General features: G+C 31.4%; 24 protein-coding genes and 2 tRNA genes. 19 read left to right on the top strand and 7 right to left on the bottom strand.

The genetic code is table 11. From position 1 onward, the window contains the following. Both D1869_RS02115 and D1869_RS02110 read right to left on the bottom strand, forming a co-directional pair. Positions 1 to 501 carry a CDP-2,3-bis-(O-geranylgeranyl)-sn-glycerol synthase gene (locus tag D1869_RS02115; RefSeq protein ID WP_156013707.1) on the bottom strand — a complete coding sequence of 167 codons (501 nt, stop codon included), beginning with the start codon at positions 499 to 501 and terminating at the stop codon, positions 1 to 3. Then, a complete protein-coding gene (locus D1869_RS02110; protein ID WP_156013706.1) occupies positions 492 to 1,022 on the bottom strand; it encodes an AAA family ATPase in 531 nt (176 codons plus the stop codon). Before D1869_RS02110 ends, D1869_RS02115 begins: the two co-directional genes overlap by 10 nt. A gap of 33 nt (positions 1,023 to 1,055) precedes the next feature. Here D1869_RS02110 and D1869_RS02105 point away from each other — a divergent pair, with 33 nt between their 5' ends. From D1869_RS02105 to tmk, 3 genes are read left to right on the top strand one after another with little or no spacing between them, the layout of a single operon-like run. After that, the gene (locus D1869_RS02105) at positions 1,056 to 1,586 is read left to right on the top strand and encodes a hypothetical protein (protein ID WP_156013705.1); all 531 of its coding nucleotides are present in this window, start codon (positions 1,056 to 1,058) and stop codon (positions 1,584 to 1,586) included. A gap of 6 nt (positions 1,587 to 1,592) precedes the next feature. Next, complete coding sequence (locus D1869_RS02100; RefSeq protein ID WP_156013704.1) at positions 1,593 to 2,669, top strand: Clp1/GlmU family protein; 1,077 nt, start codon at positions 1,593 to 1,595, stop codon at positions 2,667 to 2,669. Beyond that, positions 2,639 to 3,211 (top strand): dTMP kinase, encoded by a 573-nt coding sequence (gene tmk / locus D1869_RS02095; RefSeq protein ID WP_156013703.1) that lies wholly within the window; start codon positions 2,639 to 2,641, stop codon positions 3,209 to 3,211. Before D1869_RS02100 ends, tmk begins: the two co-directional genes overlap by 31 nt. Here the strand turns inward: tmk and D1869_RS02090 are convergent. Next, the gene (locus D1869_RS02090) at positions 3,183 to 3,542 is read right to left on the bottom strand and encodes an Sjogren's syndrome/scleroderma autoantigen 1 family protein (RefSeq protein WP_156013702.1); all 360 of its coding nucleotides are present in this window, start codon (positions 3,540 to 3,542) and stop codon (positions 3,183 to 3,185) included. The two genes, tmk and D1869_RS02090, sit on opposite strands and share 29 nt — an antisense overlap. Positions 3,543 to 3,594: 52 nt before the next feature. On the opposite strand from D1869_RS02090, the gene D1869_RS02085 reads away from it, so the two are divergent. Next, positions 3,595 to 3,864: a stationary phase-response protein gene (locus tag D1869_RS02085; protein WP_010978435.1), complete on the top strand. Its 270-nt coding sequence runs from the start codon at positions 3,595 to 3,597 to the stop codon at positions 3,862 to 3,864. A gap of 37 nt (positions 3,865 to 3,901) precedes the next feature. Next, a tRNA-Leu gene (locus tag D1869_RS02080) sits at positions 3,902 to 4,002 on the top strand. 679 nt (positions 4,003 to 4,681) lie between these two features. Here D1869_RS02080 and D1869_RS02075 read toward each other — a convergent pair. The 3 genes from D1869_RS02075 to D1869_RS02065 form a co-directional block, all read right to left on the bottom strand. Further along, a complete protein-coding gene (locus D1869_RS02075) occupies positions 4,682 to 6,007 on the bottom strand; it encodes a hypothetical protein (RefSeq protein WP_156013701.1) in 1,326 nt (441 codons plus the stop codon). Positions 6,008 to 6,022: 15 nt separating this feature from the next. Continuing rightward, entirely contained in the window at positions 6,023 to 6,286 is a 264-nt protein-coding gene (locus D1869_RS02070) for a hypothetical protein (RefSeq protein ID WP_156013700.1), read from the bottom strand. 185 nt (positions 6,287 to 6,471) lie between these two features. Further along, positions 6,472 to 6,555: transfer RNA gene (locus D1869_RS02065), tRNA-Leu, on the bottom strand. Positions 6,556 to 7,313: 758 nt separating this feature from the next. Here D1869_RS02065 and D1869_RS02060 point away from each other — a divergent pair. The 8 genes from D1869_RS02060 (at position 7,314) to spn (ending at position 12,559) form a co-directional block, all read left to right on the top strand. Continuing rightward, a complete protein-coding gene (locus D1869_RS02060) occupies positions 7,314 to 7,625 on the top strand; it encodes a 50S ribosomal protein L21e (RefSeq protein ID WP_156013699.1) in 312 nt (103 codons plus the stop codon). Between the two features lie 5 nt (positions 7,626 to 7,630). Beyond that, the gene (locus tag D1869_RS02055) at positions 7,631 to 7,975 is read left to right on the top strand and encodes a DNA-directed RNA polymerase subunit F (RefSeq protein ID WP_052846882.1); all 345 of its coding nucleotides are present in this window, start codon (positions 7,631 to 7,633) and stop codon (positions 7,973 to 7,975) included. Between the two features lie 32 nt (positions 7,976 to 8,007). Beyond that, on the top strand, positions 8,008 to 8,676 hold the full coding sequence (locus D1869_RS02050) for a DUF655 domain-containing protein (protein ID WP_156013698.1): 669 nt from the start codon (positions 8,008 to 8,010) through the stop codon (positions 8,674 to 8,676). Further along, positions 8,648 to 9,310, top strand: a complete 663-nt coding sequence (locus D1869_RS02045) for a 16S ribosomal RNA methyltransferase A (protein ID WP_156013697.1) — start codon at positions 8,648 to 8,650, stop codon at positions 9,308 to 9,310. Before D1869_RS02050 ends, D1869_RS02045 begins: the two co-directional genes overlap by 29 nt. After that, on the top strand, positions 9,262 to 9,867 hold the full coding sequence (locus D1869_RS02040) for a HemK2/MTQ2 family protein methyltransferase (RefSeq protein WP_156013696.1): 606 nt from the start codon (positions 9,262 to 9,264) through the stop codon (positions 9,865 to 9,867). Before D1869_RS02045 ends, D1869_RS02040 begins: the two co-directional genes overlap by 49 nt. Beyond that, the gene (gene trmJ, locus D1869_RS02035) at positions 9,845 to 10,528 is read left to right on the top strand and encodes a tRNA (cytidine-2'-O-)-methyltransferase TrmJ (RefSeq protein ID WP_010978427.1); all 684 of its coding nucleotides are present in this window, start codon (positions 9,845 to 9,847) and stop codon (positions 10,526 to 10,528) included. The genes D1869_RS02040 and trmJ overlap by 23 nt, the downstream gene beginning before the upstream one ends. Positions 10,529 to 10,565: 37 nt before the next feature. Beyond that, complete coding sequence (locus tag D1869_RS02030) at positions 10,566 to 11,147, top strand: 30S ribosomal protein S3ae (RefSeq protein WP_156013695.1); 582 nt, start codon at positions 10,566 to 10,568, stop codon at positions 11,145 to 11,147. A 206-nt stretch (positions 11,148 to 11,353) separates the two neighbouring features. Further along, entirely contained in the window at positions 11,354 to 12,559 is a 1,206-nt protein-coding gene (gene spn, locus D1869_RS02025; protein ID WP_010978425.1) for a bifunctional sugar-1-phosphate nucleotidylyltransferase/acetyltransferase, read from the top strand. Here the strand turns inward: spn and D1869_RS02020 are convergent. Continuing rightward, positions 12,549 to 13,751: a redox-regulated ATPase YchF gene (locus D1869_RS02020; RefSeq protein ID WP_156013694.1), complete on the bottom strand. Its 1,203-nt coding sequence runs from the start codon at positions 13,749 to 13,751 to the stop codon at positions 12,549 to 12,551. The two genes, spn and D1869_RS02020, sit on opposite strands and share 11 nt — an antisense overlap. 61 nt (positions 13,752 to 13,812) lie before the next feature. On the opposite strand from D1869_RS02020, the gene D1869_RS02015 reads away from it, so the two are divergent. The 6 genes from D1869_RS02015 to D1869_RS01990 all read left to right on the top strand — a co-directional run bounded on the left by D1869_RS02015 (position 13,813) and on the right by D1869_RS01990 (position 17,372). Further along, positions 13,813 to 14,460: a 50S ribosomal protein L15e gene (locus D1869_RS02015; RefSeq protein ID WP_156013693.1), complete on the top strand. Its 648-nt coding sequence runs from the start codon at positions 13,813 to 13,815 to the stop codon at positions 14,458 to 14,460. Further along, positions 14,457 to 14,900 carry an RNA-binding domain-containing protein gene (locus D1869_RS02010; protein WP_010978422.1) on the top strand — a complete coding sequence of 148 codons (444 nt, stop codon included), beginning with the start codon at positions 14,457 to 14,459 and terminating at the stop codon, positions 14,898 to 14,900. Before D1869_RS02015 ends, D1869_RS02010 begins: the two co-directional genes overlap by 4 nt. Beyond that, complete coding sequence (locus D1869_RS02005; RefSeq protein ID WP_231113676.1) at positions 14,875 to 15,420, top strand: RNase P p30-like protein; 546 nt, start codon at positions 14,875 to 14,877, stop codon at positions 15,418 to 15,420. The genes D1869_RS02010 and D1869_RS02005 overlap by 26 nt, the downstream gene beginning before the upstream one ends. Positions 15,421 to 15,457: 37 nt before the next feature. Next, the gene (locus D1869_RS02000) at positions 15,458 to 15,829 is read left to right on the top strand and encodes an Rpp14/Pop5 family protein (RefSeq protein ID WP_375781463.1); all 372 of its coding nucleotides are present in this window, start codon (positions 15,458 to 15,460) and stop codon (positions 15,827 to 15,829) included. A gap of 93 nt (positions 15,830 to 15,922) precedes the next feature. Beyond that, on the top strand, positions 15,923 to 16,651 hold the full coding sequence (psmA, locus tag D1869_RS01995) for an archaeal proteasome endopeptidase complex subunit alpha (RefSeq protein WP_052846326.1): 729 nt from the start codon (positions 15,923 to 15,925) through the stop codon (positions 16,649 to 16,651). Positions 16,652 to 16,670: 19 nt separating this feature from the next. After that, a complete protein-coding gene (locus D1869_RS01990) occupies positions 16,671 to 17,372 on the top strand; it encodes a ribosome assembly factor SBDS (RefSeq protein ID WP_010978418.1) in 702 nt (233 codons plus the stop codon). The last annotated feature ends 4 nt before the right edge of the window (positions 17,373 to 17,376 follow it).

Raw genomic sequence — 17,376 nt, 5'->3', positions numbered from 1 at the left:
TTACCACGGTACACTTTTTATTTTTAATCGATATGCAACATTATTAGTTAAAATATGAAGTACAAAAGCTATAACTACTATACTTAAAAATTCATATATATTTAAAGATATTTTACTTATTATTAAGGCTAAAGTGGCACCAAGTATGAAATCTAACTGATCTAATCCTATAGCTCTTGCACCTCTTGCTAAGCCTAATCTTCTTTTTATAAAAGCACCCACCATATCACCAAGCATTGCCAACAAAGACTCAATAAAACTAACATATATCCAATAAATACCTAAGAATTTTGCTAATATTATACCTACAGTAGTTCCAAATGTAACTGCTACTAAAAGTCCTTCAAAAGTTTTACCATCACCCAAAAGTCTTCTCCCATCAACAAAATTTTTTCTAAAATCTATTGGAGTACCATTTTTGACAAAAGGAGCACTTCCATTAGCAACTAATGCTGGCAAATAATACAAAATAGCTAATATAACATAATCAATTATAAGCACCCTTCAACACCATTCGAACTTATCTTAAACTTACAAACTCTAAGATTCCCTATGATATAGTTTTTAGTAACCCTTAAAATGTCCTCGGATATCTTTCGCATAAATTTTTCACCGCTAACTCTATTGTTTCCAGCAACTTCCCAGCTTAAAAGAACTTTAACGTTACTCTCTCTTGATAATGCTAATAGCATTAAAATAGGATACTCTAGATCCTTAACCTTTCTGCTTTCCCTATAAAATCTATTTATAGTATCTACTGAAATTAACTTCAAATTTAATTTAGTTGCTTTAATTATTATTGAAACTAACTCAAAAATATTATTTGTATTAGCAAAATATACATCTTTTTTCCACCTAATGCCTTCAACTCTAGCCTGGTATGAGACACCTTCCGTAGAAATATAAAGACTAGGAGTTATTTCATTAATAACCTGAAGTATAATATTAGTTTTACCACTACCAGCTACGCCATATAAGGAAACAACACTCCCCTTCTCAAAAACGAAATCTGATATTTTCAAGGCTTAAATTCCACTAAGATATAAAGATAAAGTGTGGTAAAAAAAGTAGCACTAAGAGTTAGTGATCCAAAACTCATGTACTATTTAATATCCAATTTGAAAAAATTTGACATACTTATTGCTGAAGATGGAGATATTATAATTACAGATAATTTAATAAAAAAATTCAATTTCGATAAATTAATAGGATATATAGTTTGTAAAGTAAGGGGAAAAGATAACTTTAATGAATTACTTATTGGAATTGATACTAATAAAGAAGAAAAGTTAACAGTAGTTGTTGTAGGAGATGGAGAACTTATATATTCTGCAAATAGTAACTTAATGGAAATAGAAGAAAAAATCAGTAATATAGTATCTATGTTTCCTCATAAAAAATTATATATAGGAGTTGGTGGAGGAAATAAAATTGGAGAATTAGTTTATAGAATGCTGAAAATTAAATTCTCGGAAACTAAAATAGTTAATGAAAACAAAACTAGTAGCAAAAATCCCTTTATTAATATAAAAGATAGAGATATAAGAGCTGCATATTTGATCGCACTAAGATCTACCTTACGGTAATCTTACATGTTAATTAACAAAGATATAGATATAGTAGTTAGAGGGCCTTGTAAAATAAGAGTAAAACAAGGTACTATAGATATTCAAGGCATTGAAATAAACGATGAAATAGAAATAAAAGATAACAAAACATACACTCTAACTACTTTGAGAGAAAGTGAAATAGATACAGAATGCCAAATAATTTCTTACTTTCCTTCTCTTAGTTGGAGAAAAATAGGAGAGAGAATAAGCGGAAAAGTAATTGTTATAGGTGACGAAAATTCAGGGAAAACTTATTTTTCAAATTTAGTTGCAAATCTTAATAATAGTCAAATAATAGATGCAGATGTAGGACAGTCCTCAATTTTTATTCCTACATTTATATCTCTTTCTAATATTAAAAAAACCTTAAATGCCAAAGAAAAAGGATATTCTGAACTTCAATTCTTTGGGCATAAGAGCCCGTCTGTAAATCCAAAGTTACATATAGCATTAGTTTCAAAACTTATCCAAAACAACAACATAGTAATTGATACAGATGGATGGATAACTGGAATCTATGCATATAGACATAAATTAGAATTGATTTATTTAACAGAACCAGAATATATAGTAGTTTTCGAAAATAATATTAATTTAACTTTCCCTAAAGCCCTTGAAAACAGAATATTATATGTAAAGGCATTTCCACTACCAGATAAAAGAGATAGGAATAAAAGACGTAAGTATAGACAAGAACTGTTTAAAGAATACTTTAGTAAAGCTACTATAATACAAATAGAAAGTGATAAACTATTTGGTACTCCGTTAGCTGATTCCCTATTTATAAGTTGGGGAACGCCTTTACAGTTGGTCTACGAACTACCTTGCGAAGGCTATTACGTGCCAAACATTAAAGGTTTATTAGTAGGACTAACAAAAAAAGGTAAAATTGTAGGAGCTGGTATAATCCAGGATATAAATAAGAATTACGTATTAATTAAAACACCAGAAAAAGATTTTGATGGTGTCCTATTGGGTTATATAAGCTTAAATGAGAATTATGAAGATACTGAAGTAAAGATAAGAAAATGCCCCGAATCATCTCATTTGAAGGAATAGACGGAGCTGGCAAAACAACATTAGCTAAAAATGTATATGGAGTTCTAAAGAAAAAAGGATATAACGTTATTTTAACACAAGAACCCTTTACAAGAGAAATTACTGAGCTAATAAAGAAATCTGGTTGGAATGATCCAGTATTATTAACTTTACTATTCTCAGCAGATAGAGCTTTTCATATAAAATGGATAATGGAACAAAAACCTGAAATAGTTTTAATGGATAGATATTTTCATTCTACAATTGCATATCAAAGTGTACTTGGTTTAGATGAGAAATGGATAGAAGAAGTAAATTCTAAATTCCCTAAACCCGATATAGTCTTCTTACTTGATATAGAGGTTAATGAAGCAATAAAAAGGATTAGGAAAGATGACCAGTTTAATTTTGAGGAAAAGATTAATACATTGGAAGCCGTTAGGAAAAAGTATCTTGAACTAGCTAGAAAGTATAATTTTATAGTACTTGATGCCAAATCTAAAATAGAAGAATTAACAGAAAAAACCGTACAAATCATTTGTTCTCTGGTGAAATGTTCTTAATTTTCCTTATTCTTTCAATAGCATCTAAATACCTTATTATCTGTAACAAAGCTTCACCATCCATAGGATCAGCCTTTATTTTTTCAACAACATTATTCATACTTTTAAACAATACTTCTTCCAGCACATCTAACGAGATAGAAAGAGTAATCTTCTTTTCCTCTTCTTCATCTTTCACAACAATAACTTTTCCATGATTAGGACATACTATATCCCCATTTTTTAACTTAAAAAGGGGCATATGACATTTAGGACAAGCAATATCTAACATTGTAGCTCCTTGTCTTAGTAGTTCCGCCGCTTTTTTCACACCAGTATCTTCCTTACTCATATGTATAAACTAAAAAACCAAAGTATAATAAATATGATACGGTGAACTAAATATGGCATCCCTTTATGACAATGAGGCAAAAATAAAACAAGCAATAATAATGTTACAAAAGATAGTAAATGATACTAGCGTACCAAGAAATATTAGAAGGGCCGCAACTGACGCAATAAGAAACTTGCAAGATTCATCATTAAGCCCGGCAGTAAGGGCCGCAAATGCAATAGGTATACTCGAAGAAATAAGTCAAGACCCTAATATGCCCACACATACAAGAATATCAATTTGGAATGTAGTATCTATGTTAGAAACTGTAAAAGACTGATAAGCTTTTTATTCTTAACATTAGTTTTTTATTTTGTGCGGGGGTGCCCGAGCAAGGTCAAAGGGGTCGGGCTTAGGACCTTAATGGTAAGAACCCCGATGGCATAGGCCTGCGTGGGTTCAAGTCCCACCCCCCGCATCTCCTTTTAATTTAATAGTAAACATGCAAATCGTCCATTAATTTTGTAAAGAACAAAAGGAAAAATGGAATTATTATAAAATATCTCTTAGCTTATCTTTATAAAAAATGGGATTTCATGTACTAAATAAAGAATAAAATCTGGAGAATCAAAGCTAGACCTAAAAATCCATCGATTTTTACTAAACTTTATCTGTTTCCCAAATTTGATTTTTGCATATTAAAGAAATCTTACATATTCCTAGCGTTAAAATTCGAATATAAATTTATTAAATCGCCTTTCTTTATAAGGAGCATAAATATTGAATTGACACATTACTATGTGCCAAAAAATTCGTAGAAATAGTTGAATGATAACACACTAACATCTTCTTTCAATTGATAGTGTCGCCATTATGGTATAAATTTATTAATTAATGAAAATCTCTATAAAGAGAAGATACTAAGAAAAAGTTTTATACATCCTAATGTGAATCTAGAAATATAAATACCCTAGTGACGACACTATGTTTCAATTCAACATTCTCCCACATGACATATACATAAAGGATTTATACTAGCATAAATCTGATGAAAATAGATAAGAGAAGGCACCACATACCATGCCCCAACATACCCGAGTTTTAACCGTAGGAGGCATCATATGTAGAGTTGGGAAAGATAAGAGTAGAAAAAATTATTAACAAGATACTCCTTGATTCTCCAAATATAATGATAACTCATCCTCTAGGAATGAGATTATATCATCCTCACTTTCCTCAGCATCAACATCATATATTAACCCATTCAAGTACTCTTGCGCCTGTTGCACATACATCACTTTCTCATTCCTTGTTAAATTTGGTTGAGACTCTATACAACCATTTATAAAGTTTAAAACCTCATTATACACCCTATTCAACTTCTCAACATACTTCTTAGAATCACTAACTATTTGCTCCTCACTCTCCCAATCCTCAACAGCCATTACCGCAGCAAAAGCTATACCAGCAAGAACACCAGAAGCAACAAGACTACCAACAGCCCTCCTAGCACTCCTAACACTACCCAAAACAATATTCACAGCCTCCCTCTGCCCCAAACCATCAATAAAATCATCAATATTAGACGCACTAGGAACCTTCATAACAGCCAAAATATAAAACCCCCACTTAAAATCACCTAGAGGAGGTTGCGATAACAAACCCCTATCAGAAGTCACCACACCACCCACATTAACAACAAAATTCATAACCCCACTAACCAACCCCAAAACACCATAATCCGAACACATACCAGAATTACTAGGACTATACTTACCAAGATAAAGAACAGAACCAATAGACATATCATTCAACATGAAAATATGCGAAGCGAGAGTATCATAACTTCTAGGATATAATAAATTTGCTTTTGAGTAAAATGGTGAAATTTTTGGGAAATTAATAACTACAACTCTCATAAGTCCTAGAAATAATTGACTAGGATAGTTTGGACTTACCAGACCGGCTGTGTAAAGTCCAGGATAAGGATAGGGGAATTGGCTACTGAAATCTATTAGATAATTAGGTATAGATTTACTTAGGTATGTGTATCCTTCACTGGTATATTTAAAATTATTAATCTTGTCAATTGCTAGATAGCTTAATTTGGGTTGGTATGTTAGTAGTTGTGGTATTGCTGATGGGAGTACTATTTGGTTTATTGATTCTTGATAGTTAGTATTACTTGTAAGGGTGTAGTATGTTGGGTCTTTCCATTGAAGGTTAGGTTTTAATAAGACTGGGATTATGCAAATTTGCATGTAGTTCTTGTTTAGTGATGCTGCGTACTTCTCTAATGCTGCAGCTTTTATCCTAGTTCCTCCTCCAACTTTTATATTTGAGCCTAAATAGCCTAATTGTGTTCCTCCTTGAGATATATAGTACTTTCCAGACCTCCAATACCTTGGTGCACACCCTCCAATGAACCACAATATCCCTTCTTCATTAGACCTTATCACCATACCTTGCCTTACAATGTTCACTAAGGATCCAGTATCCTATGCCATTCTCTCTGGTACTATCATAGCGGGATAAAGCCAAAACATATTATCCTTAAAAGCCCTCCTATTCCCAAGAACTTGACACCTAGCATCTTTCTCATATTCTTGCGGTGCCCTTAAACTACCACGCAAAGCCAAAGTAAACTGCTCCATCGTATCATCATTAACTTGCTCATCTTTCTCTATATAATAATAAATACCATATTCATAATCTGCACTTTGACTTGCTATTTCCTCCAATTCTTGTAGTTCTTGAGCCATTAATATCTAGTTTTAACTCACATTCTAAAAATCTTTTCATAATACATAAAAAGAAGAATGATTTAACAGAGTAATATCAAATAAGGGAAGATAAGAGAAAATATTATATCATCAAATGAAGGTAAAAGAAACGATCAATAGCAGGATCTTTAGACAAAATTATAGAATTTTACGTAAAAGTAGCGTGCGGGGGGTGGGACTTGAACCCACGCAGGCCTTCGCCAGCGGATCTTAAGTCCGCCCCCTTTGACCAGCTCGGGCACCCCCGCGTGCCCTAGAAATAAATATTTTTGTAATCCCTTATATTGTTTTCGACCATAAATTACGTTATACCTTGACTCTCTATAGTTCGATAAATAGAATAATAAAAGAACAAGATGATATTATTAACTTTACAATTACTTATGAAGACGTAATGAATTATAAAATGTGTTGTACTATTTTGTGCTATGTAGTTAGATCAAAAAATCATCTTTTAAGTTGTTTCGAGTATATATATAGCATTTATAGATCTGTTATTTTACCTTAATATAAATATTCTTAAAAGGTTTTGAGCTAGATTTTGAAAGGGTAAATAAATAAAGTAGAAGATTAGTTGATATCAATAGTATCTTCCGAATTGCATAGAGATTTTCTATATATTAAATAGGAAATCTTTGTTCTCAAATTTAGAGTTATTAAAGACATTATATATAATGCCTTTAAAGTCTTAAAGAGTATAATAATCCTAAATAGGAATATTTTACTAGAATTATTGTATCATTGATAGTCGGTGTTATTCTAGATAATTCTGTGTATTCATTCCCAATCAACATATTATAAGATAATGAGAAAATTTCTAGAAATAATGCTATTGCTCATGTTATATTTCTCTTTGTTACGTGAAGCTCGCCTAAAAATAATCCAGAAATATAATAGAGTTCACTATATTATTTTGCGCCTCTCAAAAGAAAAGAATTTCTACTTACCAGCAAAGGAAAACAAAAATCTTAATTGTCACTTAGTTTTAGTTTGATAAGGAATAAACATGGTTAAGCATTCAAAGGGTTATCGAACAAGAACTAGAAAGCTCTTAACTAAGAATGTGAGAGAAAGAGGTGCAGTACCAAGATTAAGTCTATTAATGGAAGAATTTAAAGAAGGAGATTATGTAGTAATTAAAATCAATCCTTCTATACATAAAGGAATGCCTCATAGAAGATATCATGGTAAGGTAGGTGTAATTCAAGGAAAAAGAGGTAAAGCCTATATCGTAAGAGTTACATTAGGTGATAAAGAGAAGGTTATCATAGTTAGACCAGAGCACTTAGCAAAATTTAATGGTATTAAAAATGGGTGAAGGTCTTGTCTTTTTCTCTAAAAATAGAAGAAGAGCATTATGTTCCGTATTCTTTTGCTAAAAAAATTCTTCAAGATCTTATATCTAATGGTACTTCTTCTACTATTTTACAAAGAACTTTTGAATATTTAAATAGTGTAGCTAAATGTAGTAGTGAAGACGCATTAAAGATAATGGATGAATTAAAAGAAATTATACAGAGAGAGGATGTGAGAGCAGTAATTGCAAGTATTTGCCCTACCACAATAGAAGAAGTTAGATCGATTTTAGTATTAGATTCTGGGAAAACTTATACTACCGAACAAATACAGAAAATAATTAATATAGTTAAGTCACACATGGAGAGTTGAGATTTTTACTCTTTAAAACAAATATATTGTGTATGCAGAGACGAAGGGATGTAAAAGTCAGAATGGAAAAGATTGCATACATTTTAGACTATATGAGGCAAGGTAATCCGCTGGATAAACACCCACAACATAAAAACAGGCCTGTTATGCAATTACTAGGAGAGGATTATTTTATGCTTATGGAGGCGACTCCTTTATCAAGTAATATTGATTTCCAGATAGAACAAAAATTAGAATTAGAAAATTCACCTATAAAGATTGATTTCCACATAACTTATGAAGATCTGACAAGTGTTGCTAAGGATGAACTACCTAAAGTTATTAGAAAGATAATTACAGAAGATAAATCATCTATATTTGTTGAGTTTTTCAATAAGGCAGAACCACTTACCTTAAAACTTCATGCTTTAGAGCTTTTACCAAATATAGGTAAAAAAACGCTAAGAATAATACTGGAAGAGAGAAAGAAACAGCCCTTTGTTGATTTTAAAGATATTGAAACCAGAGTGGGGATAAAAGATGTTGTAGGTTTACTCATTGAAAGGATAATTAAAGAATTACAAGGAGGAGAAAAATATTATCTATTTGTGTATCCTTTATTTGATGAAAAGAGTAAAAAACTTGGTGAACATTCTATCTATATAGGGTACCTAGAGAAATTGGGAAAATATAATGAATCTGGGTCAACATTTTCTAGTTAATGAGGAAACTATAAAAAGATTTGTTTCTTATGTTGATCTCTCTTTTAGACCAATAATAGAAATTGGTGGTGGAAAAGGTAATATTACTAAATATATTAAACCAGATGTAGTAATTGAAATTGATAAGAGATTTTCTTCTTATCTTCGTAATCTTGTTATAGCTGATGCTAGATTCCTACCCGTAATAAGAGGCCAAATAGTTTCATCGTTGCCATATTACATTACTTATGAATTCTTTGAAGAAATAATGAGAATAGATCAAATTAAGAAATTAATTCTTATTTTACAATATGATTTTGCTAAAAAAATATTAAATGAGCCTACTTATATCTCTTTCATACTAAATTATTATTATAAAATAGATGTGAAAGAAAATATTCCACCATGGTTTTTTAAACCAAAACCAAGGGTTTATTCTACTATTGTTCTTTTTACAAGAATTAGAAGTTATGATGAGAAAATAAATTTGATTTTGAAATGCATAAGTAAATATAAAAATAAAAAAATTGCGAATGCTATAAAACTATGTAATTTATCTTCTTCTTTAAGTACGAATATAAATAAAAGAGTAAGGGATTTTAAACCATGTCAAGTTTTAGAATTATTGAATATAATAAGTACAAAATATGTCTAAATGATGAAACTTATGAACCATCAGATGATACCGGATTATTATTAGATATAATAAAGATAAATAAAGGAGAGAAAGTAATTGATATTGGAACTGGAACTGGAATTTTGGGTTTACATTCCCTATTTCAAGGAGCGAAAGAGGTTATTTTTGTAGATATAAATCCATTTGCTACAGAAGCTACATTATGCACTTTAAGAATGTATCCATTTACATCGTATCATATTTTAAATTGTGATTTAATGGAATGCTTTCGATATAATGTAAATTTTGATGTAGCTATTTTTAATCCTCCATATTTACCTTATGAAGAATACAATAGATGGATCGAATATAGTTGGTCGGGTGGTAAAACTGGAGTAGATGTACTAGTAAGGTTCTTGAGAATTGTTAAAGCAAAAAGGATCTATACACTATATTCTTCTTTGGATGATGAGGACTATTTGCAAGAAATCATTAACAAATTAAAATATAGAATTTCATTAAGAAAAGAGAAAACTATAGGTTTTGAAACCCTTTATGCTTTAGAGATATATAATGATAAGATTGGTGATAGTTGAACCAGAAGGATCATATAATTTAGGATTCATTAGTAGATTAGCAAAAAATTTTCTAGTAGATGAATTATATATAGTCAATCCGCATTGTGACTTAGAAGAAGCAAAAAAATTTTCTGCCAAAGGTTTAGAATACTTAGAAAAGGCAAAAATAGTAAATAACTTTGATGAAGCAATAAAAGATGTTGAACTTAAAATTGCTACTTCTAGTATAGCTGATATAAAAGGAGATATATTAAGAAAATCAATTAGACCTTGGGAATTACCTAGAATAATAGAAGGAAAAAAAGTAGCGCTGATATTTGGTAGAGAGAGTGTAGGCCTTACTAGGGAAGAGATAGCCAAATCCGATTTACTCTTATTTATTCCTGGAAACCCGGAATACCCTGTCCTTAATTTATCTCATGCTGTTGGTATAGTGCTTTACGAAATATGGAAAAGCCGAGGTGAAAATAAACCAGTTATTAGCGGAGAGGCTATATCGCTTATTGATAAATACTCCAGAGATTTAGTAAACTTGATAAAAAGTAACGAAGGAGATGAAGCTATGTATATAGCATTAAAAAGAGCCCTAATTAAAGGAATCGGTGATGAGGAAGAGGCAAGAACGATTATAAGGTTACTAAGAAAGTTATACATTAAATTAACGAGGAAAATAGAGTAGTGAACTTTTTATAAAAGTATGAAATAAGAAGATTAGCATGTCGTCAAAGACAGCAATTAAGGACAAGTGGAAATTGAAGAAATGGTTTACAATAGTTGCACCTAAAACTTTTGGAGAAGTAGTTTTAGGTACAACACCAGCATTTGATGCTAACCAAGCTTTAAACAGAAAAGTAGAAACTACACTTTATGATCTAACTGGAGATTATAGTTTAGTGTATGTACACTTATACTTTAGGGTAATAGGGGTTGAAGGAGATAGATTATTAACAAGATTTGCTGGTCATGAACTCTCAAGGGATTATATCAGGTCATTAGTTAGAAGAAAAAGTTCAAAAATAGATGCTATTACTGATGTAACAACAAAGGATGGTTATGTATTAAGAGTTAAAGGATTAGCATTAACCACTTATAGAGCACATAGGTCGCAAAAGACAGAGATTAGAAAAATAATTTGGAATATTCTTTCAACTAGAGCATCTGAAACTACGTTTGATGGGTTTGTACAAGACATTGTATTTGGAAAACTTTCCAACGATATTTTCCAGCAAGCTAAAAAAATCTATCCCTTAAGAAAAGTAGAAGTAGAAAAAACCAAACTATTAAAAGCACCAGCTTGAATATATTTTTATATTATAAAATTTTCTATGTTATATTAGGTTATATTATAGTAAAAGTTGTTTTCAAATATTTTATTTTCTTTAAGAAAAGCCATGTTACTTATAGTCTTTTAAAACCTTAGATGAAAGCTAGGTAAAGATTACTATAAACCCGTAGTTCAAGTTAGGATTAATGAAATATAATAGGTTTAACTTATAAATAGTGGATGAAGGCATTTATTCTTGCTGCAGGTTCTGGTGAGAGATTAGAACCAATAACGCATACAAGGCCTAAAGCTTTTGTTCCAATTCTCTCAAAGCCGTTAATCGAGTACCAGATAGAGTATTTAAGAAAATGTGGAATCAGGGATATAACTGTAATAGTTTCTTCTAAAAATAAAGAATATTTTGAGAAAAAGCTTAAAGAAATATCTATAGTTACTCAGAAAGATGATATAAAAGGGACAGGTGCGGCTATATTGTCTGCAAAGTTTAACGATGAAGCACTCATAATTTATGGAGATTTATTCTTTTCAAACGAGAAAGAAATATGTAATATAATAACTCTAAAAGAAAATGCAATAATAGGTGTTAAAGTTAGTAATCCAAAAGATTACGGTGTACTTGTATTAGACAATCAGAATAACTTATCTAAAATTATAGAAAAACCAGAGATACCTCCATCAAATCTCATAAACGCTGGTATTTACAAACTCAATTCTGATATTTTTACATATCTAGATAAAATATCTATCTCAGAAAGAGGAGAACTTGAACTTACTGATGCCATAAACCTTATGGCAAAAGATCATAGAGTAAAGGTAATAGAATATGAAGGATATTGGATGGATATAGGAAAACCTTGGAACATAATTGATGTAAATAAATGGGCTTTAGATAATCTTGTATTTAGTCAAAATCTTGGTAATGTTGAAGATAACGTAAAGATAAAAGGAAAAGTTATCATTGAGGAAGACGCAGAAATTAAGTCTGGAACTTACATAGAAGGACCAGTTTATATTGGAAAAGGAAGCGAAATTGGACCAAATTCCTATTTAAGACCTTATACTATACTAGTTGAGAAAAACAAAATAGGAGCATCAGTTGAAGTAAAAGAAAGTGTGATTATGGAAGGATCTAAGATTCCTCACCTTAGCTATGTTGGCGATTCTGTCATTGCAGAAGATGTAAATTTTGGTGCAGGCACTTTAATAGCTAACTTAAGGTTTGACGAAAAAGAAGTTAAGGTTAATGTAAAAGGAAAAAGAATAAGTAGTGGAAGAAGAAAACTAGGGGCATTTATTGGAGGGCATGTTAGAACTGGAATAAACGTTACCATATTGCCTGGCGTAAAAATTGGTGCTTATGCTAGAATATATCCTGGTGCGGTTGTAAACAGAGATGTCGGCTATGGTGAGTTTTTCAAGGTCTAGCAGTTGATGACACTATTTTTATTACATCCCCATCTTGTAATTGATATTCCTCACCTACTCTTACTTTCTTTTTAACGTTTATCGCAAAGAGAAAACCTTTGGCCAATTCAGAATGAATAACACTTGCCAAGTCCTTGGGCGAAGATCCTTTCTTTATTAAGATTGCATCGGGTAATGTATTACCATTATGATCAGTTAACTTCTTTTCATCTTCCACGGGATATACGACTATCATAGATAAAGCACCAAATACAGCCGTATTTAGTGCTTCTTGAACACCCGTGCTTCCGTAAATTTCTAGTACATTTTTCTTTATATAATCCAATGCTTCTTTCTGTTTAGGATTTAACTCCTTTAATATCTTAAAATCTTTCTCTCCTGGAATATATTCTATAATTCCCGCTTTACTTGCTTTTCTGAGAGCTAGTTCTGCCTCAGCACTAGTAGGAATAACATAATTATATTTTCGCTTTAACTTCTCGATAAATTTTCTTGACTCTGGAATATCGGCCTTATTAGCCGCTATAACTATGGGCTTTGATATTTCTCTTAACTTTCTCGCAAAGTTTCTTAAATCTTCTTCACTCCATTGCATCAATTTTAAATTTTCTAGTTTAGTTTCCCTTAATGTTTCTATTATATGATATTTATTAATAGATAATCCAGAGAGTTTTGATAATAATTCGTCTATTGGATCTTTATTTGAAAGATCTACCGTCCTTGCAAACTTCTGCCAATCTTTACTTATAATTGAATAGAACCATTCTTCAATTTCCTTCTCTATAAAAGATATATCTTCTTCTGGGTCTCTTGAGCCAGGTGCTACAGGTATTCCTTCTTCATTAGTAGAACCACTAGCATCTATTACATGAATCAAAACATCAGCTTTCCTTAAATCATCTAGAAATTTATTTCCAAGCCCTCTTCCTTCATGTGCACCAGGAATTAAACCAGCTACATCAACCAGTTTTACTGGAATAAACCTATAATCTCCTATACATATAGAATTTTTAGGATTACATTTTACGCCAAACTCTACATGAACACATTTCTTCTTTACATATGCTATTCCTACATTTGGCTCTATAGTTACAAATGGTCTATTTGCAATAGGTACGTCTATTAATGTAGCTGCAGAGAAAAATGTGCTTTTACCTACATTGGTTTTTCCAATTAAACCAATAGTTATCATTCATGATAATGTGGAGAAACACATTTATTAAGTAGTTGCTCATTTTAACATTAGGAGAATAATGACATCATCTATGTATAATTATATAGAACAAACATGGCAGTCTGATGAGTGGAAAAAAGTGTTACGACAAAGATTAATAGAGTGGAGAAAAAGTCCAGCTGTTGAGAGAATAGACAAGCCCACAAGGTTAAATAGAGCTAGAGCAATAGGTTATAAGGCTAAACAAGGTTTCGTTGTGGTCAGAGTTAGAGTAAGAAGAGGAGGACTAAATAAGCCTAGACCAAACAGTGGGAGAAGGCCAAAAAGAATGGGAGTTTATGGTTATTCTCCAGCTAAAGGATATAGATGGATAGCAGAGGAGAAAGCTGCAAGAAAGTTCCCCAATTTAGAGGTCTTAGGTAGTTATTACGTTGGCGAGGATGGAATGTATAAATATTATGAGATTATTATGATTGATCCAAATCACCCCGTAATAAAGTCGGATCCAAACTTAAAGTGGTTACAAGATCCTGCTAATAGAAAGAGAGTATTTAGAGGTCTAACTAGTGCTGGAAAGAAAGCTAGAGGTTTATTAAAGAGTAGAGGACTTAAGGGTACTGTAAAGCATAAGTGGAAGAAAAAAGAAAAAGAAAGAGAACAAAAGAAGAGACATGAAGCAACTAAGTATTATAGGCTTCAAAACTACGATAAATTACCTGGGAAATGAAACTCTCAAACTTATCTATTATAATTTTTTGTCATGAGACTGAAAATAAAGATAAAATTTTAGTGGCTTTAGGAGATTTTTTTGGAAGTATTTTAAAATCCTCAGAGTTAATAGAAACGAAAGCCGAAGGCCATTATGGTAATTCTATTGAAATCATAGAATATAAACTGAGTGGAAAAAATGCCACTGAGGTTGCAAATAAGATATTTAACTCTTTTGATTATGCTGATTTAATACTTTTATTATCGACATTAGATGAAAGAATGGAAGGAAGTAAACTTCATTTAAGAATAGATAAACAACGATTTATTGCAGAGAAGAAAATTAGCTTAAAAGATGGTGATGATATAATTAAAATAATAATGAGCTTTAAAGGAAAAGTTACGGAGCAACTTAAAGAAGAGTTGAAACAAATTGCTAATAGAAACTTGCATACTTAATTCAGCTCTTTTTAACTATCTAAAAAAGGTAGGATATGATTACTTTTTATCAGAGGATCATTTAATGGGACATAGAAGGATAAGTATAGAAGCTAAGAATTCTAAGAGCATTGTAAATTTTCTTAAATCAAATCCTAAGAGTCTAGTGTTTGTAAAACCACTAAGCGTGGATGCGTTGAAATATTCTATTATAGATGATAGAATAAGTGGTGTTATATTATCCATAGAAAATACTCATATATTCAAAAAGACAATGCTCAATTTAATCAGAGAATATGAAAAACCAGTAGAAATCCAATTACGCCACTTAAATTCATTTGTTTTAAGAAAATTTATAATATGGTCCTACAAGTGGATATCTGTCCCTTTAATATCTTCTTGTGCAAGTTCTTTAGGAGAGATCTGGCCTCCTTTGTCTAAAATAAACTTACTAGTTATTCATGGAGCAGACGAAGAAGAGGCGATTGATTGGATTTATTTTTCACCACAAAGACTTATTTCAAAGTATGAACATTCTTAACTTACTACTTTTAATCTGGCTTTTAGTTCTTACTGTTATGGTTATTTTCTCATATAGAACTAGAATAATCTATATTAAAAAAATTAAAAATAAGAGGGATACAAGAGCTAAAAGATATGTTATTTTTGATATAATCAGTGAAGATAACTTCGAAATAAGGGAAATTGAAGAAGCAGTGAGAAACTCAGTAAAGGAATTAGGAGGAAAAATTTGGCTAGATCTTTCAAATCCTAAAGTTATTATGATATATAATAATCGTGGTATTATATCTACTAATAGAATAGGCTATAAGATTATTATAGCAAGCTTACCTTTGATAAAAAAGATTAAGAATAAGGAAGTTCTTCTTGTACCTAGAAGAACTACAGGAAGTTTAAAAAGGGCTAAACGATTAATAGGAATTGAGTGATGATGCCGTCCCAGACTGTATCATGATGAACACGCGACGAACTGATAACACTTTTTAACACTTATTATATCTACTGATATTGGGAGAAGAAATTTGGCATTTGGACCGGCAGCAATGGGATATGATAGAGCTATAACAATATTTTCTCCAGATGGATCATTATATCAAGTAGATTATGCCTTTGAGGCAGTAAAGAAAGGTTGGACTACTTTAGGGGTAAAAACAAAAGCTGGAGTTGTTCTCATTGGAGAAAAAAGAAAAGCCACCCAACTTCTTGATGTTGATAGCATAGAAAAAGTCTTTATCCTTGATGACCATGTAGGATGTAGCTTTGCTGGATTAGCCTCAGACGGAAGAATATTAATTGATTATGCTAGATCTCAAGCACTTCAGCATAGGTTAATATATGATGAACCTATCAATATTGACTATCTTACAAAATTAGTTTCAGATGTAAAACAAATGTATACCCAACACGGTGGAGTAAGACCCTTTGGTGTTGCTTTAATTATAGGTGGTATTGATAGAGGAAAAACTCCAAAATTATTAATGACAGAGCCAAGCGGTCAGTTTATGCCTTACTATGCTGTAGCTATTGGACAAGGTGGATATACCGCAACAGAATACTTTGAGAAAAACTATAGAGAAGATCTCAATATGCAAGATACAATATTACTAGGAATTAGAGCCTTAGCGTCTACTCTTAAACCCGGAGAAAAACTTGCACCTTCTAATATTGAAGTTGGATTTGCAGATGTAGATTCCGGAATGTTTAGAAAGATGAGTTTCGAAGAAAGAGCATCAATATTACAAAAATTATAATTGGGGTGAAAATAATTTCATGACCAAGAAAGAAGAATATGTTATCGCTAGATATGAGCATGGTGGTGAAAGATTTGAAATACTAGTAAAACCTAAAGAAGCTAACGAATTAAAAAGTGGGAAAAGTATAAGTTTGTCTGATGTTGTTGTATCCGATGAAATATATAAGGATGTAAAAAAAGGGCTTAAAGCGTCTCCTTCAGCTTTAAAAAAAGTTTTTGGAACCACTGACTTTGAGGAAATCGCACGACAAATAATTCTTAAAGGAGAAATTCAAGTGACTGCAGAGCAAAGGAAAGAAATGATAGAGAATAAAAAGAAACAAATAATAGATTATATTTCAAGAAACGCTATAGATCCTAAAACTCATTTACCTATACCTAGAACTCGAATTGAAATGGCAATGGAGCAAGCTAGAGTCCAAATAGATCCTAATAAAGATGTAGAGGGACAAGCATTGCAAATAATAAAAGAAATAGCTAAAGTGATTCCTATAAAAGTTGCTAAAGCGTTAATAGAAATAAAAGTTGATCCAAAACATAGTTCGAAAGTAAAGTCACAACTCCATAATTTGGGTGAAGTAAAGAAGACTAATTGGCTAGGTGATGGCACTTTAATAGCTGAATTAGAAATCCCAGCAGGAATGCAACAGGAAGTTATAGATAAGTTAAATTCTCTGACTAAAGGAGAAGTTGAAGTAAAGATTCTTCAAGTGAAGTGAGATA

It is taken from the genome of Sulfurisphaera ohwakuensis (assembly GCF_009729055.1).
In the GTDB taxonomy this organism is placed as follows: Archaea; Thermoproteota; Thermoprotei_A; order Sulfolobales; family Sulfolobaceae; genus Sulfurisphaera; species Sulfurisphaera ohwakuensis.
This window is presented reverse-complemented; position numbering and strand designations above follow the sequence as displayed.

Bases quoted from the DNA above. Each gene is read 5' to 3' on its own strand.
- D1869_RS02100 (WP_156013704.1), top strand. From the start codon at position 1,593: ATGTTAATTAACAAAGATATAGATATAGTAGTTAGAGGGCCTTGTAAA.
- tmk (WP_156013703.1), top strand. From the start codon at position 2,639: ATGCCCCGAATCATCTCATTTGAAGGAATAGACGGAGCTGGCAAAACA.
- D1869_RS02090 (WP_156013702.1), bottom strand. From the start codon at position 3,542: ATGAGTAAGGAAGATACTGGTGTGAAAAAAGCGGCGGAACTACTAAGA.
- D1869_RS02085 (WP_010978435.1), top strand. From the start codon at position 3,595: ATGGCATCCCTTTATGACAATGAGGCAAAAATAAAACAAGCAATAATA.
- D1869_RS02070 (WP_156013700.1), bottom strand. From the start codon at position 6,286: ATGGCTCAAGAACTACAAGAATTGGAGGAAATAGCAAGTCAAAGTGCA.
- D1869_RS02060 (WP_156013699.1), top strand. From the start codon at position 7,314: ATGGTTAAGCATTCAAAGGGTTATCGAACAAGAACTAGAAAGCTCTTA.
- D1869_RS02050 (WP_156013698.1), top strand. From the start codon at position 8,008: ATGCAGAGACGAAGGGATGTAAAAGTCAGAATGGAAAAGATTGCATAC.
- D1869_RS02045 (WP_156013697.1), top strand. From the start codon at position 8,648: ATGAATCTGGGTCAACATTTTCTAGTTAATGAGGAAACTATAAAAAGA.
- D1869_RS02040 (WP_156013696.1), top strand. From the start codon at position 9,262: ATGTCAAGTTTTAGAATTATTGAATATAATAAGTACAAAATATGTCTA.
- trmJ (WP_010978427.1), top strand. From the start codon at position 9,845: ATGATAAGATTGGTGATAGTTGAACCAGAAGGATCATATAATTTAGGA.
- D1869_RS02030 (WP_156013695.1), top strand. From the start codon at position 10,566: ATGTCGTCAAAGACAGCAATTAAGGACAAGTGGAAATTGAAGAAATGG.
- spn (WP_010978425.1), top strand. From the start codon at position 11,354: ATGAAGGCATTTATTCTTGCTGCAGGTTCTGGTGAGAGATTAGAACCA.
- D1869_RS02020 (WP_156013694.1), bottom strand. From the start codon at position 13,751: ATGATAACTATTGGTTTAATTGGAAAAACCAATGTAGGTAAAAGCACA.
- D1869_RS02015 (WP_156013693.1), top strand. From the start codon at position 13,813: ATGACATCATCTATGTATAATTATATAGAACAAACATGGCAGTCTGAT.
- D1869_RS02010 (WP_010978422.1), top strand. From the start codon at position 14,457: ATGAAACTCTCAAACTTATCTATTATAATTTTTTGTCATGAGACTGAA.
- D1869_RS02000 (WP_375781463.1), top strand. From the start codon at position 15,458: ATGGTTATTTTCTCATATAGAACTAGAATAATCTATATTAAAAAAATT.
- D1869_RS01990 (WP_010978418.1), top strand. From the start codon at position 16,671: ATGACCAAGAAAGAAGAATATGTTATCGCTAGATATGAGCATGGTGGT.